The 23,511-nt window shown below is 66.5% G+C and carries 27 protein-coding genes; 21 read left to right on the forward strand and 6 right to left on the reverse strand.

What is annotated here, in order from left to right:
- Window positions 1-7: 7 nt before the first annotated feature.
- The 15 genes from hisI (at window position 8) to glnA (ending at window position 12,223) form a co-directional block, all read left to right on the forward strand.
- On the forward strand, window positions 8-415 hold the full coding sequence (gene hisI / locus ACLFMY_RS04130) for a phosphoribosyl-AMP cyclohydrolase (RefSeq protein WP_410763319.1): 408 nt from the start codon (window positions 8-10) through the stop codon (window positions 413-415).
- A complete protein-coding gene (locus tag ACLFMY_RS04135) occupies window positions 399-743 on the forward strand; it encodes a phosphoribosyl-ATP diphosphatase (protein ID WP_410763294.1) in 345 nt (114 codons plus the stop codon). Before hisI ends, ACLFMY_RS04135 begins: the two co-directional genes overlap by 17 nt.
- 26 nt (window positions 744-769) lie before the next feature.
- Window positions 770-1,066: a Sec-independent protein translocase subunit TatA gene (tatA, locus tag ACLFMY_RS04140; protein WP_410763295.1), complete on the forward strand. Its 297-nt coding sequence runs from the start codon at window positions 770-772 to the stop codon at window positions 1,064-1,066.
- Between the two features lie 26 nt (window positions 1,067-1,092).
- On the forward strand, window positions 1,093-1,716 hold the full coding sequence (gene tatB, locus ACLFMY_RS04145) for a Sec-independent protein translocase protein TatB (protein WP_410763296.1): 624 nt from the start codon (window positions 1,093-1,095) through the stop codon (window positions 1,714-1,716).
- Between the two features lie 99 nt (window positions 1,717-1,815).
- The gene (gene tatC, locus ACLFMY_RS04150; protein WP_410763297.1) at window positions 1,816-2,886 is read left to right on the forward strand and encodes a twin-arginine translocase subunit TatC; all 1,071 of its coding nucleotides are present in this window, start codon (window positions 1,816-1,818) and stop codon (window positions 2,884-2,886) included.
- Window positions 2,887-2,953: 67 nt separating this feature from the next.
- On the forward strand, window positions 2,954-4,489 hold the full coding sequence (gene gpmI, locus ACLFMY_RS04155; RefSeq protein ID WP_410763298.1) for a 2,3-bisphosphoglycerate-independent phosphoglycerate mutase: 1,536 nt from the start codon (window positions 2,954-2,956) through the stop codon (window positions 4,487-4,489).
- 150 nt (window positions 4,490-4,639) lie between these two features.
- Window positions 4,640-5,923, forward strand: a complete 1,284-nt coding sequence (locus ACLFMY_RS04160) for a porin (protein WP_410763299.1) — start codon at window positions 4,640-4,642, stop codon at window positions 5,921-5,923.
- A 14-nt stretch (window positions 5,924-5,937) separates the two neighbouring features.
- Window positions 5,938-6,825 (forward strand): metal ABC transporter substrate-binding protein, encoded by an 888-nt coding sequence (locus tag ACLFMY_RS04165; protein ID WP_410763300.1) that lies wholly within the window; start codon window positions 5,938-5,940, stop codon window positions 6,823-6,825.
- Window positions 6,825-7,388: an ATP-binding cassette domain-containing protein gene (locus tag ACLFMY_RS04170; RefSeq protein ID WP_410763301.1), complete on the forward strand. Its 564-nt coding sequence runs from the start codon at window positions 6,825-6,827 to the stop codon at window positions 7,386-7,388. The genes ACLFMY_RS04165 and ACLFMY_RS04170 overlap by 1 nt, the downstream gene beginning before the upstream one ends.
- A 1-nt stretch (window position 7,389) precedes the next feature.
- A complete protein-coding gene (locus ACLFMY_RS04175) occupies window positions 7,390-8,163 on the forward strand; it encodes a metal ABC transporter permease (RefSeq protein WP_410763302.1) in 774 nt (257 codons plus the stop codon).
- A 196-nt stretch (window positions 8,164-8,359) separates the two neighbouring features.
- Entirely contained in the window at window positions 8,360-9,028 is a 669-nt protein-coding gene (locus ACLFMY_RS04180) for a hypothetical protein (RefSeq protein ID WP_410763303.1), read from the forward strand.
- A gap of 48 nt (window positions 9,029-9,076) precedes the next feature.
- A complete protein-coding gene (locus tag ACLFMY_RS04185; RefSeq protein ID WP_410763304.1) occupies window positions 9,077-9,775 on the forward strand; it encodes an SDR family oxidoreductase in 699 nt (232 codons plus the stop codon).
- A gap of 110 nt (window positions 9,776-9,885) precedes the next feature.
- Entirely contained in the window at window positions 9,886-10,194 is a 309-nt protein-coding gene (locus ACLFMY_RS04190) for a hypothetical protein (RefSeq protein WP_410763305.1), read from the forward strand.
- The gene (locus tag ACLFMY_RS04195; protein WP_410763306.1) at window positions 10,157-10,486 is read left to right on the forward strand and encodes a hypothetical protein; all 330 of its coding nucleotides are present in this window, start codon (window positions 10,157-10,159) and stop codon (window positions 10,484-10,486) included. The genes ACLFMY_RS04190 and ACLFMY_RS04195 overlap by 38 nt, the downstream gene beginning before the upstream one ends.
- 345 nt (window positions 10,487-10,831) lie before the next feature.
- Window positions 10,832-12,223: a glutamate--ammonia ligase gene (gene glnA, locus ACLFMY_RS04200; RefSeq protein ID WP_410763320.1), complete on the forward strand. Its 1,392-nt coding sequence runs from the start codon at window positions 10,832-10,834 to the stop codon at window positions 12,221-12,223.
- Window positions 12,224-12,332: 109 nt separating this feature from the next.
- Here the strand turns inward: glnA and ACLFMY_RS04205 are convergent, their stop codons facing one another.
- Window positions 12,333-12,569 (reverse strand): CsbD family protein, encoded by a 237-nt coding sequence (locus tag ACLFMY_RS04205; protein ID WP_410763307.1) that lies wholly within the window; start codon window positions 12,567-12,569, stop codon window positions 12,333-12,335.
- A 107-nt stretch (window positions 12,570-12,676) separates the two neighbouring features.
- On the opposite strand from ACLFMY_RS04205, the gene ACLFMY_RS04210 reads away from it, so the two are divergent.
- Window positions 12,677-13,024: a metalloregulator ArsR/SmtB family transcription factor gene (locus tag ACLFMY_RS04210; RefSeq protein ID WP_410763308.1), complete on the forward strand. Its 348-nt coding sequence runs from the start codon at window positions 12,677-12,679 to the stop codon at window positions 13,022-13,024.
- A gap of 154 nt (window positions 13,025-13,178) precedes the next feature.
- Window positions 13,179-13,496 (forward strand): DUF3817 domain-containing protein, encoded by a 318-nt coding sequence (locus ACLFMY_RS04215; protein ID WP_410763309.1) that lies wholly within the window; start codon window positions 13,179-13,181, stop codon window positions 13,494-13,496.
- A gap of 80 nt (window positions 13,497-13,576) precedes the next feature.
- Here the strand turns inward: ACLFMY_RS04215 and ispH are convergent, their stop codons facing one another.
- From ispH to ACLFMY_RS04240, 5 genes are all read right to left on the reverse strand, one after another.
- Window positions 13,577-14,518 carry a 4-hydroxy-3-methylbut-2-enyl diphosphate reductase gene (gene ispH, locus ACLFMY_RS04220; RefSeq protein ID WP_410763310.1) on the reverse strand — a complete coding sequence of 314 codons (942 nt, stop codon included), beginning with the start codon at window positions 14,516-14,518 and terminating at the stop codon, window positions 13,577-13,579.
- Window positions 14,515-15,015, reverse strand: a complete 501-nt coding sequence (locus ACLFMY_RS04225) for an FKBP-type peptidyl-prolyl cis-trans isomerase (RefSeq protein ID WP_410763311.1) — start codon at window positions 15,013-15,015, stop codon at window positions 14,515-14,517. The genes ispH and ACLFMY_RS04225 overlap by 4 nt, the downstream gene beginning before the upstream one ends.
- The gene (gene lspA, locus ACLFMY_RS04230; protein ID WP_410763312.1) at window positions 15,008-15,505 is read right to left on the reverse strand and encodes a signal peptidase II; all 498 of its coding nucleotides are present in this window, start codon (window positions 15,503-15,505) and stop codon (window positions 15,008-15,010) included. The genes ACLFMY_RS04225 and lspA overlap by 8 nt, the downstream gene beginning before the upstream one ends.
- A 255-nt stretch (window positions 15,506-15,760) precedes the next feature.
- Window positions 15,761-18,592, reverse strand: coding sequence for an isoleucine--tRNA ligase (gene ileS, locus ACLFMY_RS04235; protein WP_410763313.1), 2,832 nt, complete (start codon window positions 18,590-18,592; stop codon window positions 15,761-15,763).
- 187 nt (window positions 18,593-18,779) lie between these two features.
- On the reverse strand, window positions 18,780-19,193 hold the full coding sequence (locus ACLFMY_RS04240; protein ID WP_410763314.1) for a type IV pilin protein: 414 nt from the start codon (window positions 19,191-19,193) through the stop codon (window positions 18,780-18,782).
- Window positions 19,194-19,457: 264 nt separating this feature from the next.
- On the opposite strand from ACLFMY_RS04240, the gene ACLFMY_RS04245 reads away from it, so the two are divergent.
- From ACLFMY_RS04245 to ACLFMY_RS04260, 4 genes are all read left to right on the forward strand, one after another.
- On the forward strand, window positions 19,458-20,018 hold the full coding sequence (locus tag ACLFMY_RS04245) for a GspH/FimT family pseudopilin (protein WP_410763315.1): 561 nt from the start codon (window positions 19,458-19,460) through the stop codon (window positions 20,016-20,018).
- Window positions 20,009-20,854: a PilW family protein gene (locus tag ACLFMY_RS04250; protein WP_410763316.1), complete on the forward strand. Its 846-nt coding sequence runs from the start codon at window positions 20,009-20,011 to the stop codon at window positions 20,852-20,854. Before ACLFMY_RS04245 ends, ACLFMY_RS04250 begins: the two co-directional genes overlap by 10 nt.
- Window positions 20,855-20,870: 16 nt before the next feature.
- Window positions 20,871-22,124 carry a PilX N-terminal domain-containing pilus assembly protein gene (locus ACLFMY_RS04255; protein ID WP_410763317.1) on the forward strand — a complete coding sequence of 418 codons (1,254 nt, stop codon included), beginning with the start codon at window positions 20,871-20,873 and terminating at the stop codon, window positions 22,122-22,124.
- Between the two features lie 65 nt (window positions 22,125-22,189).
- Window positions 22,190-23,511 (forward strand): prepilin-type N-terminal cleavage/methylation domain-containing protein (locus ACLFMY_RS04260; RefSeq protein WP_410763318.1); only part of this gene is annotated, 1,322 nt, incomplete at its 3' end.

Here is a 23,511-nt window from a genome sequence, read left to right on the forward strand (position 1 = left end):
GACCGACGTGCAGGACACCAAGACCCCCGACTGGATCGACGAGATCGCCTTCGACGACGACGGCCTGGTGCCGGCGATCGCCCAGGACCACGCCACCGGGCGGGTCCTGATGTTCGCCTGGATGAACCGGGAATCGATCCTCCGGACCGTGGAGCTGGGCGAGGCAGTCTACTACTCCCGCTCGCGCCAGCGGCTCTGGCACAAGGGCGAGCAGAGCGGCCACACGCAGAAGGTCCGCGAGATCCGGCTGGACTGCGACGGGGACGTTCTGCTGCTGTCGATCGAGCAGATCGGGCAGATCGCCTGTCATACCGGTCGCGAGTCGTGCTTCTACCGCCGGCTCGAGGACGGGCGCTGGCGGGTGGTCGACGAGGTCCGCAAATCCCCCGGAGAGATCTATGGCACACGGGACTGACACCCGCCCGACCGACACGCTCGAACGGCTGGCGGCACTCCTGGAGGAGCGCAAGGGCGCCGATCCGGACGGCTCCTATGTCGCCAGCCTGTATCGCAAGGGACGCGGCAAGATCGCCCAGAAGGTGGGCGAGGAAGGGGTCGAGGTGGCGCTCGCTGCGGTGGGCAACGATCGACAGGAACTCATCAACGAAATGGCCGACCTGTGGTTCCACAGCCTGGTACTGCTGGCCGACGCCGACCTTTCACCGACCGACGTGCTCGCCGAGCTCGAACGTCGATCCGGACTGTCGGGCCTTGAAGAAAAGGCCCGTCGCGCACAAGATTAACGGGACATCCTTAGGAGATCGCGATCATGGGTAGTTTTAGCATCTGGCACTGGCTGGTCATTCTCGCCATCGTGCTGCTTCTGTTCGGCACCAAGCGCCTGAAGAACCTCGGCTCCGACCTGGGCAGCGCCATCAAGGGCTTCAAGACCGCCGTCAAGGACGAGTCCGAGAAGGACGAGCAGGCCGAAGGCGAGAAGCGCGCCGAGAACCTCGAGCACAAGGACGCCGAGCGCCCGGACGCCAGCCGGGTGATCGAGAGCGAGTCGATCGAGGCGGGCAAGGAGAAGACCGCGGAGAAATCCTCAGAGCGGAAAGACAGCTGATTTCCGCCTCGACGCAGGATTGATCCGTGTTTGGTTTCAGCTTCTGGGAAGTCTTCATCCTGCTGGTGGTCGCCCTCCTGGTGATCGGGCCCGAGCGCCTGCCCGGGGTGGCGCGCAAGGCGGGCGAGTGGACCTACAAGGTCCGCAAGTTCGTTGCCAACGCCAAGGCGGAGATGGACAGCGAGTTCAACATGCAGGACATGAAGCAGCTGCTGAACTCGCAGGAATCCGAGATCAGCAAACTGCGGGCGATGGTCGAGGAGACTCGCCACGAGATCGACGAGTCCGGCACCACGGTCAAAAGCGCGCTCGACGATGCCGAGCAGACCATGCGCAACTCGGCCCGGTCGGAGAAGGCCCGTGGCGAGGGCAAGGCGAACGCGGATCAAGGCGACGACAAGCCGCAGGCCGATTCGTCCGTCCCGGACAAGGAAACGGCCAGCGAATCGACCGGTCGGCTGAAGTCGATCGACAGCGAGACGCCCGAGGAGCACCAGGACGAGCTCGACCGGCTGGCGGCGGAAACCGGCGAACGGTTCCATCGCCCCTTCGCCGAGCCGGACGACGAGACACCGGCCGGGGACGAGGAGCCGAAGGCCACCCGGCGGGATGGCGGCGCCAGCGCTCCCCGCGAGCGGCCCGACGACTAGGAACCGCATGGTGAGCGACCCAACCCGCCTCCCCGGACGCCGGGGAATCAGTGAGCGCACCGGCCCGGCATTCGGGCGGGCAGGCATTTCGAGGTACCCATGAGTCAGCGGAACACGGACGCGACAACCGAGGAACCGTCCGGCCTGGCCGGGTTCGTTTCGCACCTGGTGGAACTGCGCAACCGGCTGGTCAAGTCGGTGGCCGTGGTGTTCGTGCTCTTCGTCGCGCTGTTCCCGTTCCGAAACGACCTCTTCCGCTGGCTGTCCGATCCGCTGTCGCGCTTCCTCCCCGAGGACACCGGGATGATCGCGGTGCAGGTCGCATCGACGTTCTTCATCCCGCTGAAACTCGCCGGCTTCACCGCGCTGTTCATCGCGATCCCGTTCCTGCTCTACCAGCTCTGGGCCTTCATCGCGCCGGGGCTGTACCAGCACGAGCGCAAGATGGTGGTGCCCCTGGTGTTCTCCAGCACCATCCTGTTCTACCTCGGTGCCGCGTTCGCCTACTTCGCGGTGTTCCCGGTGGTGTTCGGCTTCCTTGCCGGCACCGGACCTGCCGAGGTGAGCTACGCGCCCGACATCAACGAATACCTCAGCTTCGTCATCACCCTGTTCTTCGCCTTCGGCTTCGTCTTCGAGGTCCCGGTGGCCGTGGTACTGCTGATCCTGGTCGGCGCGGTCACCCCGGAGCAGCTGGCGGAGAAACGCCGGTACGCGATCCTGGTCGCCTTCATCATCGGCGCGATCTTCACGCCGCCCGACATCCTGTCGCAGTTCATGATGGCGATCCCCGTGTGGTTCCTGTACGAACTGGGCATCATCATCGGCAGGATCCTGCTGCGGCGACAGGGAGGTCCGCTGATGGCCGGCGACGGCGATGACGAACCCCCGACCGAACCGACACCGGGCGGCGGATCACCGTCGCCGGGCGGCGGGGCGGCGAGTGCCGCCAGCGCACCACCGCGTCGCCACGAGACGGAGAAGGACGAGGATTTCGATTTCGATCGCGCCTTCGACGAGATCGAGCGGGAACAGCAGTCGCTCACCGAGACGAAGAAGCCCGACCAAGCCGACAGCGGCCCCGACGACGAGACGGCGGCCGACGAGACGAAAGGCCCCGATCGGAAGGAAGACGACGGCGACGAGAGCGACCGGTCCGGACATCGCTGATCCCTCGTCTCCGCCGTCGGCCACCGGCCGGCCCCGATCCAAACGCTGAAGCAAGGAACCCACACCCATGTCGAACATTGCCCCGCGACGCCCCGTCCTGCTGGTGATCATGGACGGCGTCGGCGTCAACCCGAGCCGCAAGCACAACGCCGTCAGCCTGGCCGAGACGCCACGCCTCGACGAGCTGTTCGCCAACCACCCGCACACCGTGATCGAGGCCTCGGGCCGCGCCTGCGGCCTGCCGGACGGCCAGATGGGCAACTCCGAGGTCGGCCACCTGACCCTCGGCAGCGGCGCGATCAACCGCCAGGACCTGGTCCGCATCGACGACGCGATCAAGGACGGCAGCTTCTACGACAACGCCGCCCTGACCCAGGCCATGCAGAAGGCCGCCCGCCAGGACCGGCCGATCCACCTGATCGGGCTGGTCTCCGACGGTGGCGTGCACAGTCACGTCCGCCACCTGCTGGCGCTGATCAAGATGGCCAAGAAGATCGGTGCCCGCCCGCTGATCCACATGATCACCGACGGCCGTGACACGGCACCGAAGTCCGCCTTGACCTACCTCGACCAGATCGAGTCCAAGCTCAAGGATGCGAACGGCGCGATCGCCACCATCAGTGGCCGCTATTACGCCATGGATCGCGACCAGCGCTGGGAGCGCACCGAAGAGGCCTTCAACGCCATCGTCCGCGGCGACGGCCCTCGCTTCAGTGACGCCCGCGAGGCGCTGGCCGCCTCCTACGAGGCCGACCAGACCGACGAGTTCATCCGCCCGGCCGTGCTCGACGGCTTCGAGCCGTTCTCGTCCGATGACGCGATGATCTTCTTCAACTTCCGCAACGACCGGCCGCGCCAGCTGACCGAGGCGCTGGGACAGGCGGAATTCTCCGGCTTCGATCGCGGCGACTACCAGCCGATCGTGGTCACCTGCCTGACCGAGTACGACCCGCGCTTCCTCTCGCCGATCGGCTTCCCGCCCGAACGGCCGAAGAACGTGCTCGCCGAGGCGATCAGCCAGGCCGGCATCAAGCAGTTCCACTGCGCGGAGACCGAGAAGTACGCCCACGTGACGTTCTTCTTCAATGGCGGCAAGGAGGAAACCTTTGCCGGCGAGGACCGCGTCATGGTGCCGTCGCCCAAGGTGGCCACCTACGACCTGCAGCCCGAGATGAGCGCCCGCGAAGTGGCCGACGCGGCCATCGACGCGGTGCGCGCCAACGAGTACGGCTTCGTGCTGGTCAACTTCGCCAACGGCGACATGGTCGGCCACACCGCCGTGCGCGAGGCGGTCATCAAGGCCATGGAGACAGTCGACCTCGAGGTGGGTCGCCTGGTGGATGCCGCCAGCGACCAGGGCTACTCGATCATCCTGACCGCCGATCACGGCAACTGCGACGAGATGGTCGACCCGGTCACCGGCGACCCGCACACCCAGCACACCGTCTATCCCGTGCCCTGCATCGTCATCGACAAGAAGCCCGTGCGCCTGCGTACCGGCGGCGGCATCGCGAACATCGCCGCCACGGTGCTCGAACTGATGGGCCTGCCGCTGCCGAAGAAGATGAAACGCTCGCTGCTGCTGGACAAGCCCTCCGCCTGACTCCCGACACCGGGCGGCAGCCGCCGCCCTTTCCTACCAATGCGCCAGCCCGGCCCCGTCAACGGGAACCCGGGGTGACATCGCCTTTATGTTACGTTATAACGTCTTGCCAAAGTTCCCCATAACCACAAGAACCGCAGGAAGACGTCCATGGACAGCCACAAGCCTCAAGCCCTGCTCCCCGCGCTCGCCGGCGCGGCCGCCCTGTTCGCCGGCACGCCCGCACTGGCCGACTCCGAACTGCCACTCGACCCGAAACTCTCCGTGATCCTCGACGGCGTCTACTACGACGACAGCGTCGACGGCGGCGGGGATGCCATGCTGGGCGAAACGGCCGGCATCTTCGCCGCGCACGGCCACGACCATGATCATGACCACGATCACGGTGGCCACCAGCACGGGCTGGAACAGGGCTTCAACCTGCGCCACACCGAGGTGGTCTTAAGCGGCGGCATCGACGCGCTCTTCGACGCCCGGCTGAACGTCGCGATCTCCGACGAGGGCGACGTCGAACTCGAGGAGGCCTTCGTCGCCAGCACCGGCCTGCCGGCCGGGCTGCGGATCAAGGCGGGCAAGTTCTACTCCGGCATCGGTTACAACAACGACAAGCACCCGCACGACTGGGACTTCGTCGACCAGAACCTCGCCTACCGCACCCTGCTGGGCGATCACGGCCTGTCGGACACCGGCCTGCAACTGACCTGGCTGCCGGCCTGGGATCACTACACCCTGTTCGGCATCGAGGCCTTCCAGGGCGACAACAACGAACGCCTGGGCACCGAGGCCGAGCACGGCGACGAGTTGCCCGCGCGCGACAAGGCACCGCGGCTCTGGACGGCCTTCGCCAAGTGGTCGCCGGATCTGGGCCACGACCACGCCCTGCAACTGGGCGCCTCGGCGGCCTTCTTCCGCAGCCACCAGGAGCTTCACCACCACGGCGAACCGGGCGAGCACGGCGTCGACGGCGATGCCCGGCTTTACGGCATTGATGCCGTGTACAAGTACGACTCCGGTCAGGGCTACGGGAAAGGCGACTGGCGCGTCTCGGGTGAGTACCTGTGGGTCGAGAAGGACCTCGAGGTCGCCCACCACGCCAGCAACCCGGACGTGATCGGCGAGGCGCGTGATTTCACCGAGGACGGGCTTTACGTGCAGGCGACCTACGGCATCGCGCCGCGCTGGGAGCTCGGCCTGCGCTACGATGCCGTCGGCTTTACCAACGAGAAGCGCGGCCCGCGCCCGGCGGTGAACGCCGATTACGACGAGAGCGAACGCTGGACCGCGGCGGCCACCTGGCACTTGAGCGAGACCAGCCGCATCCGCGCCCAGGTCGCCCAGGTCAGCGGCGCCTTCGACGACCACCGCGAGGACTACACCCAGTTCTACCTGCAATACCAGATGAGCCTGGGCGCGCACGGCGCGCACAGCTTCTGACCGGAGAGTTCCCCATGACCCTACGCAGACTGCTACTCGTCACGGCCCTGCTGCTGTCGCCCATCGCCCAGGCATCCGAAGTTCGCGTGGTAGCGACCACCAACAGCATGGGCGCGCTGGCCTCCGCCGTGGGCGGGGACCGCATCGACCTGACCGTGCTCGCCCCGCCGGACCGCGACGCCCATTTCCTGCAGGCCAAGCCATCCATGATGCGCGACCTGCGCCAGGCCGATCTGGTGGTCGCGGTGGGCGCCGAACTGGAGGCCGGCTGGCTGCCGGTGGCGCTCAAGCGCGCCGCTAACCGCGATATCCAGCCGGGCCAGCCGGGGCACATCGAGGCCGCCGACCATGTCGAGCTGCTGGACGTGGGCGAATCCGGCGCCGGGCATGTCCACGCCTCGGGCAACCCGCACTTCACCCTCGACCCGCGCCGCATGCGCGCCCTGCTGCCGGTACTGGCCGAACGACTGGCCGAGATCGACCCGGCCGGGGCGGCCGATTACCAGCGCCGCACCGACGATGCCATCACCGCGCTCGACCGGCGCATGCCGGACTGGGAAGCCCGGGTGGAAGGCGCACCCGGCGCGGTGTTCCACCACGCCGACACCCGCTACCTGATGGACTGGCTCGACCTGCCCGAACTGGGCTACCTCGAACCCACCCCCGGCGTGCCGCCGACCGCCCGCCACCTGCGTGAACTGGCCGAGTCACTGGCCGGCTCAGATGGCGTGATCATCCACGCCCCCTACTATTCCGACCGCGGCCCGGCCAAGCTCGCCGATACGCTGGGCTGGTCGGTGGAACAGCTCTACACCGAGCCGGACGCACCCACGCTCGATGCCTGGATCGAGCTGATCGACGCCTGGGTCGCCGCACTGGCCCGGGGGGCGGAGCCGGACTGATGCGTCTCGAGCTGGTCGAGCTGGTCATCGCGCCGCCCGGCGCGCGTTCACCGCGCCTCGGGCCCGTGACACTGGCCCTGGACGACGGCGAGACCCTGACGTTGACCGGGCCGAACGGCGCGGGCAAGTCGACCCTGCTCGCGGCGATCACCGGCCAGGCACCGATCCTCTCCGGCGAATGCCGCATCCGTGCCGGCACCCGCATCCGGCTGGTCGAGCAGGCCGCCCGGCCCGACCGGGACCTGCCCGTCAACGGCCACGATTTCCTGGCCCTGGCCGAGGCCGACCCGCAACCGCCGATGCCGCTGTCGGGCTGGCTGGATCGGCGACTCGACCGGCTTTCCGGCGGCCAGCGCCAGTTGCTGCGCGTCTGGGCGGGGCTCACCGCACCGGCGGACCTCGTGCTGCTCGACGAGCCCAGCAACAACCTCGACCGCCACGCCCGCCGCACGCTGTTCGACCTCCTCGACCGCCGTGCACCCGACCGCGGCCTGCTGATCGTCAGCCACGACGCCGAGCTGGTCTCCCGCGGGGCCCGCCAGGTCGAGATGAGGCCGGCGTGAGATGAACGAGCTGTTCACCCTGCCGTTCGTCACCGGGCTGGCGCTCGCCGTGCTGCTGCCCCTGGTGGGACTCTGGCTGCGGCTGCGCGACGAGTGGCTCGCCGCCCTGGCCGTCGCCCACCTGGCCGGTGCCGGGTCAGTCATCGCGTTGGTGTTGTCGCTACCGGCGCTGGTCGGGGCCGTCGGTCTGGCCATCGCGGGGATGCTGGGTCGCCACCTGCCCGCCTCGGGCCACTCCGCCTACGCCTGGCTGATCCTTGCCGGCTGGGCGGTGGTCCTGCTGGTGGCGGCCAATTCCCCCCTGGGCGAGACCCTCGCCCGCCAGCTGATCGACGGCCAGCTCTACTTCACCGGCCCGGTCGAACTCGTCGCCGCTGTGGTACTGGCGGCATTCGTGCTGGGACTGCGCGGCCGGATCGACCGGCATGAACTCACGATGCGGCTGCTGCCGGCCACCTCGGTCGCAGAACGCGCCCACCGTCGACGCACCGGCATGCTGATCGACGCGCTGATCGCCGCGGCACTGGCGGCCGGGACGCTGTCGGTCGGCCTGATGGCCACCTTCGCCCTGGTCTTCCTGCCCGCCTGGGCGGGGTTCCACGTGGCGGGTCACTGGCGGCGGGCGGTCGCCTGGACCGCCGGGCTGGGTGTTGCCGGCTACCTGATCGCCTTCGCCGCCGCCCTGGTCCTCGATCAGCCGTTCGCGCCGGTCCTCGTCGCGGTGCTGCTGGCACTGGCCACGAGCACCCGGCTGCTCGCCCATCGGGCGTGCTAACCTCCAAGGGGATCTCTACAGAGGTTCCCAAGGTTCGGCCGTCGGGGCCATTCCCGGAAGGCCATCCCCAGGAGGACTGCCGCCGGTGAACGACTCGAACAACAGCTCGAACCCCTCGGAGCCCAGGTCACCTCCGCCAACGGAGAGCACGCCCCGGCAGCCTGAACCGGCCCGCCGGGGCATCGGCTGCCTTGGCGTGACCCTCGTCATCATCGTCACCATGGTGATCACCGTGGCACTCGGCGCGCTGGCCGTCCGCTATTTCCTGTTCCCGGACCAGTTCAAGCCGGTGGAGCTGAGTGCCGTGGAGCAGCAGACGCTCGACGACAAGCTCGGCGCCATCGGCGTTCAATCCGACCGCTCCCCGGAGGCGCGCCGCGACGACCGCTTCGCGGCCTCACCGGAGGAGTTCGATGACGAGGGCCGACTCAAGCCCGAGGCCTACGGGGAGAAGGGAGCCCCGCGCGAGGTACAGTTCGACGAGCGCGAGCTCAACGCCATCATTGCGCGCGATCCGGAAATGGCGCGCCGTCTGGCGATCGACCTGTCCGAGGACCTGGTCAGCGTCAAGCTGCTGGTGCCGCTGCCGCCGGATTTCCCCGTCATGGGCGGGCAAACGCTGCGCCTGACCGCCGGCGCCGAGGTGCGACAGGTGCCGACGGCCGACGGCTCGCGTCTGGCCATCGTCGTCACCGGCGTGAGCCTGTGGGGTGTGCCGCTGCCGAACACCTGGATCGGCGGGCTCAAGGGCGTCGACCTAGTGGCAGAGTTCGGCGGCGAACCGGGTTTCTGGCAATCCCTGGCCGACGGCGTGGAGTCCGTCCAAGTCGAGGAGGGCCGGCTGGTCTTCCGACTGGCCGAATGATCCTCACAACCCCCGATAATTCACCACCGATCACAAGGAGACCATTGCATGAAGACCGCGCTGATCACCGGCACCAATCGCGGCATCGGCCTGGAACTGGCCCGCCAACTGCTCGAGGCTGGCTGGCAGGTCCATGCCACCGCTCGCGACCCGGACGCTTCGGCCGAACTCAAGGCACTGGTCGACGAGCATCCCCACACCCTGCAGTTGCATGCGTTGGACGTGGCGGATGCCGCGGCCATCCGGGCACTTGCCGAGGAACTGGCCGACGAGTCGATCGACTGGCTGATCAACAACGCCGGCATCTACGGCCCGCGCGGCGTGGCCTTCGGCAACGTCACCGACGTCGATACCTGGCTCGAGGTCTTCCGCATCAACAGCATCGCGCCGATGCTCGTCATGCAGGCCTTTGTCGACCAGGTGGCACGCAGCGACGAGCGGAAGATCGGTATCCTGTCCAGCAAGGTCGGATCGATGGGCGACAACGGTTCGGGCGGCGGCTACATCTACCGTTCCAGCAAGGCGGCGGTCAACGCGGTGATCAAGAGCGCGTCGATCGACCTCGAACCTCGCGGCATCAACGTCGTGGCCCTGCACCCGGGCTGGGTGCTGACCGACATGGGCGGGCCCAACGCCGAGATCACCACGGCGCAAAGCGCCGAGGGACTGATCCGCAACATGGCCGGCCTCACCGAGACCGACCGCGGCCGGTTCATCGACATCGACGGCACCACCATTCCCTGGTAGGGGAAGGGGGCGGCCCCGGATTCGACGGCATCAGGCAGCCGGGCTTGTGCGCGCGAACAGGAATCGTTATCGTTATCATACGCGTCACTACAACGTCGATGAGGACCGCCATGAAACTGCTGCACCACAGCGGTGAGACCGCCGACGAGATCGCCGTCGTCTCCGCGGATGGCAAGCGGGAGATCGCGCGGTTTCGCTACGAGGACCTCGATGGCTTCATCGCCGCCGGCGAGCTGTCGACCGCGCAGCTGTTCGACCGCAGCCCGGACGGGCGCGCCGCCCTGTGTCGACGCCTGGCCCTCCTCGCCTGTGCGCAGGCCTGCCGCCACGGCATGGCCTGCCTGGCGTTCGACTGCCCTCACCACCCGGCCCATCGAGCACGTGCCCTCGCGGGGAGCAGCCGGCACCGGCACGGTTGAACCAGGTGAGACCGCCGACGAGATCGCCGTCGTCTCCGCGGATGGCAAGCGGGAGATCGCGCGGTTTCGCTACGAGGACCTCGATGGCTTCATCGCCGCCGGCGAGCTGTCGACCGCGCAGCTGTTCGACCGCAGCCCGGACGGGCGCGCCGCCCTGTGTCGACGCCTGGCCCTCCTCGCCTGTGCGCAGGCCTGCCGCCACGGCATGGCCTGCCTGGCGTTCGACTGCCCTCACCACCCGGCCCATCGAGCACGTGCCCTCGCGGGGAGCAGCCGGCACCGGCACGGTTGAACCATCGGAGTGCAGTGGCCTGCACCTATGCACCTTGTTGGTGCGCCTGGGGCAGGCAGCCACCATCCTTGTGCATTGCCCCACGCCGAGGCCTCGACGCTCCGCTGCCTCAAGAGCCCGGCACCTCCCCATTCAGATCAGTGACTTGCCCGGCCGGGAGCGCCGGGCACGCCGCACGTCACCGCGCGAGACCTGCACCCCAAAAATCCGGCACGGTTCCTGCTTTATTTGCACCAGACCGGGCTTGAGCGGATCATGTCGGCAACAGTCGAGCGATCCCCGCCCACCGGACTCAAGTTTCATTGCTCATCGGAGGATTCCATGTCCAACGCGACCAACAAAGTCATGACCATGATGGAAGAACACGGCGTCAAGTTCGTCGACTTCCGCTTCACCGACACGCTGGGCAAGCAGCAGCACGTCACCTACCCGGCCAGCCAGATCGACGAGGACAGCTTCGAGGACGGCGTGATGTTCGACGGCTCGTCGATCGCCGGCTGGAAGGGCATCAACGCCTCGGACATGATCCTCATGCCGGACCCGGAGTCGGCCAATATCGACCCGTTTTCCGAAGAGCCGACCCTGATCGTGATCTGCGACATCATCGAGCCGGACACCATGCAGGGCTACAACCGTGACCCGCGCTCGGTCGCTCGCCGCGCCGAGGCCTACATCCAGTCCTCCGGCCTGGCCGACGCCGCCTTCTTCGGCCCTGAAAACGAGTTCTTCGTGTTTGACGACGTACGCTGGGGCGCCGACCTGTCCGGCTCGTTCGTCAAGGTGGATTCCAAGGAAGCGGTCTGGAACGCCGAGCGCGTCTACGAGGACGGCAACATGGGCCACCGCCCGGGCCTGAAGGGCGGCTACTTCCCGGTCCCGCCGGTCGACTCCCTGCACGACCTGCGCCAGGCCATGTGCCTCGTGCTCGAGGAAATGGGCCAGGAAGTCGAGGTGCACCACCACGAGGTCGCCACCGCCGGCCAGTGCGAGATCGGCGTCGCGTTCAACACGCTGGTGAAGAAGGCCGACGAGGTGCAGGATCTCAAGTACGTGATCCACAACGTCGCGCACGCCTACGGCAAGACCGTCACCTTCATGCCCAAGCCGATCGTCGGCGACAACGGTTCCGGCATGCACGTCCACCAGTCGATGACCAAGGACGGCAAGAACATCTTCTCCGGCGACGGCTACGCGGGGCTGTCCGAGACGGCGCTCTACTACATCGGCGGCATCATCAAGCACGCCCGCGCACTCAACGCCTTCTGCAACCCGTCGACCAACAGCTACAAGCGCCTGGTCCCGGGCTTCGAGGCACCAGTGAAGCTGGCCTACTCCAGCCGCAACCGTTCGGCGTCCATCCGGATCCCGTTCGTCTCCAACCCGAAGGCCCGCCGCGTCGAGCTGCGCTTCCCGGACTCCACCGCCAACCCGTACCTGGCGTTCGCGGCGATGCTGATGGCCGGTATCGACGGCATCCAGAACAAGATCCACCCGGGCGAGGCGGCGAGCAAGAACCTCTACGACCTGCCGCCGGAAGAAGAGAAGAACATCCCCGAGGTGGCCTTCTCGCTGGACGAGGCGCTCAAGGCACTCGACGAGGACCGCGAGTTCCTGACCCGCGGCGACGTCTTCAGCGACGACCTGATCGACGCCTACATCGAGCTCAAGGAAGAGGAGGTCCAGCGCCTGCGCATGACCACCCACCCGGTCGAGTTCGACATGTACTACAGCGTGTAAGGCTTCCCGGCCGGGCTGCCGTCCGGCCCCTGGAAACACGAACGCCCCGCATCGCGGGGCGTTTTTTCTGGTGTGGCGGCAGCGATTCGCCACAGTGGAGGAAGGCAGCCTACTTCTTCTTCGGAACGCCCTCGGCGCCCAGCTCCTCCTTCATCCGTTTCTGGAATTCCTTGATCTGCTCGCGGGCCTGCTGCTCGCTGACCCCGTAGCGCGCCTGGATCTTGCCGATCAGCTCGTCCTTCTTGCCCTCGATCACCGCGAACTCGTCACCGGTGATCCGTCCCCAGTATTCCTCGGCGTGACCGATGAACGAACGCCAGTTGCCTGCAATGTGGTCCCACTTCATATGAATCTCTCCGGTCATCGTTCGACTCAGCGACTAGTCTAGTCGAGTGACGCGCCGGCATCCGCCCTTTACAATGCCGCCCCGACCGACTCAGTGCAGGACCCCACATGCAACCCGAAGCCTTTTTCCGCGCCCTGAGCGACGCCACGCGACTGCGCTCCCTCATGCTGATGCAGAGCGAGGGCGAGCTGTGCGTCTGCGAACTGACCGCCGCGCTCGACCTGAGCCAGCCGAAGATCTCCAGGCATCTCGGCCAGCTGCGCGACCTCGGCATCACCCGGGTGCGCCGTGAAGGTACCTGGGTGTTCTACCGGATCAGCGACGACCTGCCGCCATGGGCCGCCCGCGTGCTCGAAGAAACCTTCAAGGGCATCGAAGGCTCGAGCCGTTTCCGCGAGGACCGCCAGCGGCTGACCGGCATGTCCGGACGCCCGCCCCGGGCCTGCTGCCGCTGACCCCGGAGCCCGGGTGCCGTCATCCCGGCCCCGACCCTGACCCCACTCGATCGATTCCCGCACGCCGGCCAGAGGGGAACCTCTCGCGCCACAGCTGTCTATAAGGTATAAACGTGGTTTATAGACATACGGCAGAACTGCCCGGAGGTACCCGATGGCAAATGAAGTACAGCCCACTCCCGCACTGAAGCACCTTGGACTGATGACCCTGCTGGAAGGGGGATCGCTGATCGCGCTGGTGGCGATCGCCATGCCGCTCAAGTACATGGCCGGCATGCCGGAGGCCGTCAGCGCCGTCGGCCCCGTGCACGGCGTCTTCTATCTCTGGACCATGGGCGTGCTCGGCCTCGTGCTCTATCGCCGCCTGCTGCCTCTCAAGCATGGCGCCGTGGTCGCGATCGCCGCCCTGATTCCCTTCGGCGGCCTGTTCTCGCATCACCTGGTCAAGCGGCGTCTCCACGCGACCGACTGATCACCCTGCCCCACCTCGGCAAACGAAAGGCCGGATCGGGACGAACCCGGTCCGGCCTTTAAGGAACCTCTACACGCAGATCAGGACGAGCGCAGCTCGACCGGGATGGGGAAGACCATGTTCTCCACCACGGCGGGCTCGCGCTCCTCGAGCGTGGCCTTGCACTCGAGCTTGAGGCGCTCGATGACCTGCTGGACGAGGATCTCGGGCGCCGAGGCGCCGGCGGTCACGCCCACCCGGCTGCAGTCGCAGAACCACGCCGGGTCGATATCGGCCGCCCCGTCGATCAGGTGGGCCGGCGTGCCGGACTGCTCGGCCAGTTCGCGCAGGCGGTTGGAGTTGGAACTGGTCTTCGAGCCGACCACCAGCACCACGTCGCAGTTTTCGGCCAGTTCACGCACGGCGTCCTGCCGGTTCTGCGTGGCATAGCAGATGTCGTCCTTGCGCGGCCCCTCGATCTGGGGGAAGCGCGCCTGCAGCGCCCCGATGATCGCGCGGGTCTCGTCCACCGAGAGCGTGGTCTGGGTCGCCCAGGCCAGCCCCCTGGGATTGTCGACCTGCAGATGATCCACGTCCGCGATCTTCTCCACCAAATGGATCCGCCCGCCGAAGGCCGGGTCGAAGTGACCCATGGTGCCCTCGACCTCGGGGTGCCCCTCGTGGCCGATCAGCACCACGTCGCGCCCGGCACGGGCGTGGCGGGCGACTTCCATGTGCACCTTGGTCACCAGCGGACAGGTGGCGTCGAAGACGGTCAGGCCGCGCTCGGCGGCGGTGTCCTGGATGGCCTTGGAGACGCCGTGGGCGGAAAAGATCAGGGTTGCGCCGTCCGGCACATCCGCCAGATCCTCGATGAAGATCGCACCCTTTTCGCGCAGGTTGTCGACTATGTAGCGGTTGTGGACGATCTCGTGACGCACGTAGATGGGCGCGCCGAACGAATCGAGCGCCCGGTCGACGATCTCCACCGCCCGGTCGACCCCGGCGCAGAAGCCGCGCGGGTTGGCCAGCTGGATCTTCATGATGTACCTCCCTTCAGTGCCGGGGAATCGGCAGGCGCCTTCCGCCCGTCGATGGCCAGCACCTGGACGACGAACTGGATGTTCTGCCCGGCCAGCGGATGGTTGAAGTCCACCGTCACGGCGTCCTCGGTGACGGCGGTCACGGTGCCCGGCACGGACTCGCCGTTGGGCAGATCGAACTCGATCACCAGCTGCGGCTCGAGGTCCATGTCGGCCGGGAAGCGGTTGCGCGGCATGGTGTGGACATTGCCCGGGTCCGGCATGCCGAAGGCGAACTGCGGCGTGAGCAGGATGCGGGTGTACTCGCCCAGCGGCAGCCCCACCAGTGCCTCCTCGAGGCGAGGCTCGAAGGCGCCGGAGCCGAGCTTCACGGTGAACGGCTCGTCGCCGAAGGTGCTGTCCACCACCCGGTCGTCAGGCAGGCGGATCTCGTAGTGGATGGTCACCTCGGAGTCCTTGCCGATGGTCGGCAGGTCGGTCGTCTCGGCGTCACTCATCGGATGCATTCTCTCGGCCAGCGGGCCGCAACTCGGCCCAGATGATCAGTGCCACGCCGATGGTAATGGCCGCATCGGCGATGTTGAAGGCCGGCCAGTGCCAGCCGGCCACGTGGAAATCGAGGAAGTCGACCACGTGCCCGTAGGCGACCCGGTCGATCACGTTGCCCACCGCCCCGCCGATCACCGCGGTGATGCCCGCCCTGATCCGCCAGTCGCGGATCGCGACGAAGGCCAGCCACGCAGTCAGCGCCGCGGTGATCACCACCGCCAGGAAGACGAAGAACCAGCGCTGCCAGCCGTCGTGGTCGGCGAGGAACGAAAACGCCGCGCCCGTGTTGTACAGCAGGGTCAGGCTGAAGAACGGCAGGACCTCCACCGGTCGGGCATAGGTCAGCCCGGCGAGCGCCGCCCATTTGGTCAGCTGGTCGACGACCAGCACCCCGAGAGACAGCCAGAGCCAGCGAAGGTTCGCCGTGTCGATGCTCATGTCGCGCTCCCGTGGGAGCGAGCCCCGCTCGCGAAGGCGGCGCCAGCCGCCGTGCCGGCTTGATCGCCAACCACGCCTCGAACCAGGACACGCGCCTCCCGGCGCGTTTCGCTTGCCGGGCAAGCTCCCACGAAGGCACACGGCACTCGCAGGAGCGCCTTCAGGCGCGAAATGCCGATGTGGCGCCTTTCAGGCATCGCGGCCAAGGCCGCTCCTACGGCAAGGCTGTCGGGTGACCAGATGCTCATGGCCTGCTCAGACAAACCGCCGGGTTTCCCCGTCGCCCTCGATGTTCTCGATGCAGCGCCCGCAGAGCGTGGGGTGCTCGGCGTGCGTGCCCACATCCGGGCGGAAGTGCCAGCAGCGCTCGCACTTGTCGGCCGCCATCGGGGCGATGCGCACGGCGATCTTGCCCACGCCCTCGATGGCCTCGGCCTCGACGTCTTCGGGCTTCTCGGCGAGCGGGCGCACGGCCGCCTCGGAGACGATCAGCAGGAAACGCAACTCGTCACCCAGCGCGGCCAGACGTTCGACGACGGTCTCGTCCGCCCAGATCTCGACGTTGGCCGAGAGGTTCGCCTTGATGCGCTTCTCGTTGCGCGCGGCCTCGGCATGCCGGTTGACCGCATCACGGATGGCGATCACGTCCTCCCAGAAGCCGCGCTGGCCCACCCCGTCGTGGCCGTCGGCCAGCAGTGGCGCGAGGTCGTCGACGTGGGTGACCATGAAGACGCTCTCTTCCCGGCCACCGGCAAGCGCCGGCAGGTGCTCCCACAGCTCCTCGGCCGTGAACGACAGCACGGGCGCGATCCAGCGCACCAGCGCCTCGACCGTCCGCCACATGGCGGTCTGCGCCGAGCGGCGCATGGGCGCGTCGGTCTGCCCGGTGTAGATGCGGTCCTTGACGATGTCGAGGTAGAACGCGCCCAGCTCGATCGAGCAGAAGTGGTGGATGCGCGCGATGGTCGGGTGGAACTGGTAGGCCTCGAATCCGGCGCGCACCTCGCGGTTGAGTTGCGCGGCGCGGTCGACCAGCCAGGCGTCCAGGGCCAGCAGTTGATCGTCGGCGACGGCATCGGTGTTCGGGTCGAAACCGTCGATGTTCGCCAGCAGAAAGCGCGCGGTATTGCGGATGCGGCGGTAGGCATCGGCGGTGCGCTTGAGGATCTCCTTGGAGACGGTCATCTCGCCGGAGAAATCCGTCGAGGCCACCCACAGGCGCAGCGGGTCGGCGCCCATCTGGTCGATCACCTCCTGCGGCGCGATCACGTTGCCCAGCGACTTGGACATCTTGCGGCCGTTGGCATCCACGGTGAAGCCGTGGGTGAGCACGCCGCGGTAGGGTGCCTGCTCGCGCAGGGCGGTGGCCGTCAGCAACGAGGACTGGAACCAGCCGCGGTGCTGGTCGGAGCCCTCGAGGTACAGATCCGCCGGCCAGGTCAGTTCCTCGCGGCGGTCGAGCACGGCCCAGTGGGTCACGCCCGAATCGAACCACACGTCGAGCGTATCCGTGACCTTCTCGTACTCGGCCGCGTCCTCGCCGATCAGCTCGGCGGCGTCCAGATCGAACCACCAGTCCACGCCGTGCTCTTCCACCTGCTCGGCGACCTTTCGCATCAGCGCGGCGGAATCCGGGTGGGCATGGCCGGTCTGCTTGTGGGCGAACAGCGCGATCGGCACGCCCCAGAAGCGCTGGCGCGAGATGCACCAGTCCGGGCGGTTCTCCACCATGCCCTCGATGCGCGCCCGGCCCCAGTCCGGCGTGAACTCGACCGTTCCCAGTGCCTTGATCGCATCACGGCGCAGGTGCTTCTGGGTCATGGAGACGAACCACTGGTGCGTGGCGCGGAAGATCAGCGGCGTCTTGTGCCGCCAGCAGTGCGGGTAGCTGTGCTCGAACCTCGAATGCGCCAGCAGACGACCGTCGGCCTCGAGGCGCGCAAGGATCGCCTTGCCGCCGGCCTTGAGGTCCATGCCGCCGACCAGCGGCGTGTCGGCGAAGAAGCGCCCCTCGCCGTCGACCGGGTTGTCGACGGGCAGGTGATAGCGCTGGCCGACCGCGAAGTCCTCCTCGCCGTGGGCGGGGGCGGTGTGCACCAGCCCCGTGCCGGCGTCCAGCGTGACGTGTTCGCCCACGATCACCGGCACGCGCCGCTCGAGGAACGGGTGCGCCAGCTCCTGGCCTTCCAGCGCCGCCCCGCTGCATTCGCCCAGCACGCGCGGGCGCTCGGCGCCCATGCGGGCCAGCGCGTCCTCGGCCAGCCCCTCGGCCAGCACCACGCGCCGGCCGTCGATCTCGATCAGCCGGTAGGTCAGCTCGGCATTGACCGCCACCGCCTGGTTGGCCGGCAGCGTCCAGGGGGTGGTGGTCCAGATCACCAGGTCCACCGGGGCGTCGTCTTCGACACCGAAGGCGCGGTTGACCGCCGCCGGGTCGGTCGCGGCAAAGGCCACGTCGATCTGGTCGGAGGTCTTGTCCTGGTATTCCACCTCGGCCTCGGCCAGGGCCGAGCCGCAGTCGACGCACCAGTGCACCGGCTTCTCGCCGCGGTGCAGGTGGCCGCGCTCGATGATGCCCGCCAGCGCGCGCAGCGTGTCGGCCTCGAAGGCGAAGTCCATCGAGCGGTAGGGGTTGTCCCAGTCGCCCAGCACGCCCAGGCGGATGAAGTCCTCGCGCTGCCGCTCGATCTGGCTGGCCGCGTAGTCGCGGCAGGCCTGGCGGAAGGCGCGCTCGTCGAGCTTCACCCCCGGCTTGCCGTGCTCGCGCTCGACCACCAGCTCGATCGGCAGGCCGTGACAGTCCCAGCCCGGCACGTAGGGCGTATCGAAGCCTTCCAACAGACGCGTCTTGTTGATCACGTCCTTGAGGATCTTGTTGACCGCATGCCCGATGTGGATATCGCCGTTGGCGTACGGCGGGCCGTCGTGCAGCACGAATTTCGGCCGACCGGCGGCGTGCTCGCGCACCGCGCGGTACAGATCCCGCTCGCGCCACTGCGCCAGCCGCTCGGGCTCGCGCCTGGGCAGGTTGCCGCGCATGGGGAAATCGGTCTGGGGGAGGTTGAGCGTCGACTTGTAATCGGTCACGGCGGTTCAGTTCGGTTGGGTGGCTGCAAGCGGCTGATTGTAACAGGCCAGGTGCAGGAGACAGACGAAACCGCCACCATTGGCCGGGCGCTCCGGCGCCATAAAAAATGACGCCCCCGGAAGATGGCCCGAGGAGCGTCAACACATACATCACGGCTTCGCACGAAGCGCGCCTCTCAGGCTCGCGCTACCAGCACTCCGTGTCTCCTTTGGAGGATTCCCCGTTGTACTCGGTGACTCCTTCGCTCTTCTCCAGAGTAATCGTCGGGCAGTCCGGGTCGTTGCCGTCATCACGGGTGGCCGTTGCGGTGTAGCCGGTTGCGCTCGCACCGGACAGCGCCAGGTTCCAATACCCTTCGGGTGAAGTGTCGGCCACGTCCAGATCCGACAGATCCTCCGTATACGCCACATTGTTGGTCCGCCACTTCTCCTGCGCCATCTCGATACGCGTGAGCGCCTCGTGCGCATCGGCCCGCTGGCTCTTGAGCACGTAGGCCCGGTAACTGGGGTAGGCGATCGCTGCAAGGATGCCGATGATCGCCACGACGATCATCAGCTCGATCAGGGTGAACCCGAACCTACGGGAATGTTTTTCTAGCATGGCCGCGCATCTCCACATGTTTTCGTTCCATGGCATCGGACGAACCATCGCCACATCCGCCGACAGTCGAAGGAAGAATAGCAAGCGCTCCGCCACAACTGGTGCGGAACTCCGGCCCTTGGCCTTCACCAACTGGACGAATGGTCGATTTACGACGACAGACGGAACGAAGCAGACTCCCGGCCACCCGCGCCCGCACCTATACTGTGATCCACAGGGCCCGGTGCCTATCAACACGCCAATGGAACGGAGACGTCGCCCATCATGGTTAAAGCGACTCAAGGCTTCAGTCTGATCGAGCTGCTGTTCACGCTAGTCGTGCTCGCCATACTCGTCTCACTGGCCATGCCCATGTTCGACCAGTTCGACAAGCGCCGCCTCATCGGTGCCGCGGAGGCCGTCTACAGCGAATTCCAGTTCGCCAAGTCCGAGGCCATCAAGCAGTCGCGCGACATGCGAGTCGAGGTCAACGATGGCAGCAACTGGTGTGTCGGCGTGACCGACAAGGACGACTGCAACTGCACCGTCACGGATCCGGAGAATGACAACGCCTGCACCGTATCCGTATTCGACGTCTCCGCAGACGATGCGGTCGATGTACTGCGCACCGTGCGCGCGGAGGAACACACCGGGGTTGCCGTACGGGATGGCACCGGCTTCAACGTGGAATTCAACTCCCTGCGCGGCACGCTCAATGGGGTTGGGGACACGGCAGAGTTCCAATCGGAAGACGGCCTGCGTCTGAATGTCGCCGTCAGCCGGATGGGTCGCATCCGGCTCTGCGGACCAAGTGAACCGGTGGGAGGATATCCACAATGCAACTGATGAACGCAGGCCTCCCCCGCCAACGCGGGGTGACCCTGGTCGAACTGATGATCGGGTTGCTGATCGGCCTGATCGTGCTTGCCGTGGTCGGGACGGTATTCATCAACGTCATCCGTGGCAGCAACGACACCCTGTCGAGCATCAAGCTCAACCAGGAAGTGCGAGGCCTGATGGGCTTCATGACCGCCGACATCCGACGCGCAGGCTACTGGGAAAACGCCGCCATAGCCTCCACCGATCCGACCATCGCCTCCGACAACCCGTTGAGCAACCGGGACGCTGCCGGTGGTCCCGTGACCGACATCTGGATACACGACGGGGGCTCCTGTCTCATGTATTCCTATGACCGTGACATCGATGGTGACGACGGCTACGTCAGTGACGGCGACCCGGCCCCGCTCTTCGGTTACCGGCTGGACGACAATGGACGGATACAGGCAACCATCCCTGGAGAGTTGGTGGAAGAGGACGGGGAGACCAACAGCTGCACCCCCGGCTCCCCTCCCGGAGCCAATAAGAACGACGCGATCGATTTCGAGGCTCTGACGGATGAAAGGATCGTGGACATCACCGGACTGGCCTTTTCCACCGAAGGGTCGACATGCATGAACCTCACCCAGGACGTGGAATGGACCTTGGGATCCGGCGCGACCATGGCCGCCTGTGATGACACCGCGCCCGGCTTCACGGCAGATGATGACGACGAATTGCTCGAAATCCGTCAGATCCGCATCACGATAACCGCCGAACATCGAAACGACGACTCGATCAAGACCACGCTCTCCGAGACGGTCAGCGTACGCAACAATCGTCGACTGACATACGACGCCCCATGATCACGAGGGTTGAGACATGACACGCCACCACAACCCGCCTCATGCACCGATCCGCTCCCAACGCGGCATGGCAACGGTGCTGGTCTCGATCATCCTGTTGATCGCCGCCACGCTGATTGCCTTCTTCACCGCCCGGTCGGCCGTGGTCGAACAACAGATCACCGCCAACGAGATGCGTTCCAAGCAGGCACTGGCTGCCGCAGAGGCTGGAATCCAGGATGCCTTGTGGACGATGCAAGAATCCGGGATCAGCAGTTCCCCGATTACCCCGGCCACCAACAACCACGGGGGATTCGGCGGGGCGGGCCAGCCAACATATCAAGTGGCCTTCTGTGACCCAGCGGATCCGGGCATCGATGAAGATTCATGCCCGAGATCACCGGGTGCCCCGACTTGCAACCCGGCGCCTGGCGGCATCCAGCAGGCCATCGCGGCTTCCTGCGGCTGGAGCGACGACCGTTCCGCCCGACACCTCGTGACCCGCATGCTCCGTAACACACCGAGCCTGCCGGGCACACCGACCAACCCGGTGACGGCGAAGGGCGGTGTCAACGTGACGGGCAACGTCAGCGTGGCCAACTACTTCAACAACCTGACCGTCTGGACCGGGGAGAAGCTGGACAACACCAGCGCGACGGGCAAGACCTTCATCCGCAAACCCACGCTGGACGTGCCGGAAAACCCCGACTTCACCGACCCCGACTCCTGGGCGGACTACACGCCACCGGAAGGGGAAACCGACGAGAATTTCAACTTCGCCAACTGCACCAACTCCGCCAATTTCATCTGCGGCACGCAGAAGGACGTCCAGGGGCCGGACGTGATCGATCAAGACACCACTTTGGCGGGCATCTCCGACGACGACCTGTTCCTCAACTATTTCGGCAACACCCCTGATGCGTACAGGGACACGGTCGTCACCGAAGACGTCGCAGCGGGTGACCTGGGCGACGATCTCAACGGGGAGGTCATCTGGGTGGACGGGGACCTCAACGATCTCCCGGACCTGGGCACACGCACCGAACCGGTCATCCTGATCGTCGATGGCGACGTCACCGTCGACAGCAACTCGGAGCTCAACGGTGTGCTCTACGTACGTGGCGACATCGAGGGCGCCGGCACACCTCGGATTAATGGTGCACTGGTAGCCGAAGGCTCCGTGAACAAGAGTGGCGGCAATATCGAGGTGCTCTATGACCCGCTGGCCGTGGGGCTGTCGTCCCGACTGGGCTCGGCGGCGTCCGTCCCGGGCACCTGGCGAGACTGGTGACAATCGATTCAACAGGATTCCTCACGAATCCGAACCCACCGGAACACTCCGGAGGACTGGAAGACATGAACATACAAGCAATGAGAAGACCGCACCCCGCCCGCCACCGAGGCTTCACGCTCATCGAAGCGCTGGTCGGGGTGGTCGTTCTGTCGATTGGACTGCTTGCCATTGCCTCGCTGCAGACCGGCGTCATGACCTCCACCGGCGAGTCCAAGGCCCGTAGCGAGGCCATGCAGATCGCCGAGGGCCAGATGGAAGCCCTGCGCGGCAGCTATTCCGACCGAACCGAGTTCAATGACCTTGACGATACGTTCAACGGCCGGTCGGTAACGCTCGACGGGTCCACTGTCACCCTGCCGGACGGAAGCAACACTGACTACAAGGGAACGAACGCCGAATACACGGTGGAGTGGGCCGTCGATGTCGTCGAAACCGACACCTCGGGCGCTCCGCTGCTCTTTCTCGCCGGCATCCGTGTCTCCTGGCAGGGGCCTGCCGAAGCCGACGGCGAAGAACAGGCCGTGACCACCGCTTCCTTTATCGGCTGGGACAGCCCTTCCGCCGGCGCGGCCGCCGCAGACGCCGGGGATCCCAGCGGCGGCGGCAACCTGATCTCGCCTCCGACCGGGGAGGCTTTTCAGGGCGGCCGCGTCTATCAGGATGCGGACGGCAATGCGGACCTTCCCGATGGAGCGGTGCGGAGAACCGCCACGGTTGGGGACACGGAGATCGCGCTCGACTCCTATACCTATACCGCCCCGGACGGCGCTAGAGAAGTCATCGGCGCCGATGGTCGAGTGCTCTTGACCATTCCTTCTGGAAAAGAGGAGAGCACCATCTCCGGGATTATCTACTCGACCGAAAAAATCGACTCGAGTAACTTCGAAATCACTGCCTCGGATGCCTCCACCTGCGAACGCTTCTCTCTCGATTCGGCAGGCGTCGATTATCCCAACGACTACAAGGTGGCCGAATACTATGAGTGCACGGTTGGCCCGGCGTGGTACGGGAACGTCGGCGTAGCCCGCTTCGGTAACGCGGGCAACAACGATCGTATCTGCGTCGGGCGCCCCGGAGAGCAGGAGGTCGCACGCTGGGACAGCCTGCATCCAGCGCTCAGCACAGTCCGTGCCTACCGCGGATTCAAGGACCGAGATCCGGACTCCGATAGCGACCTGCCCATTTCCACGGGCATCGGCATCGATCCAGACTCCGGCCAGTACACGCCTCAGTCCTATGTCGACCATGACTTCCTGCTGAGCAAGTTCGGCGGCAACCCCGACAACGACGACTGCGACGCGGAATTGGCCAAGAATGCTTCGCTCTACGACGACAGCTGGGGCGAAGGTTTCTGCTTCACGGGGTCTGCCGAGGACAACAGCGG

Source organism: Guyparkeria sp. (genome assembly GCF_046545975.1).
Classification (GTDB): Bacteria; Pseudomonadota; Gammaproteobacteria; order Halothiobacillales; family Halothiobacillaceae; genus Guyparkeria.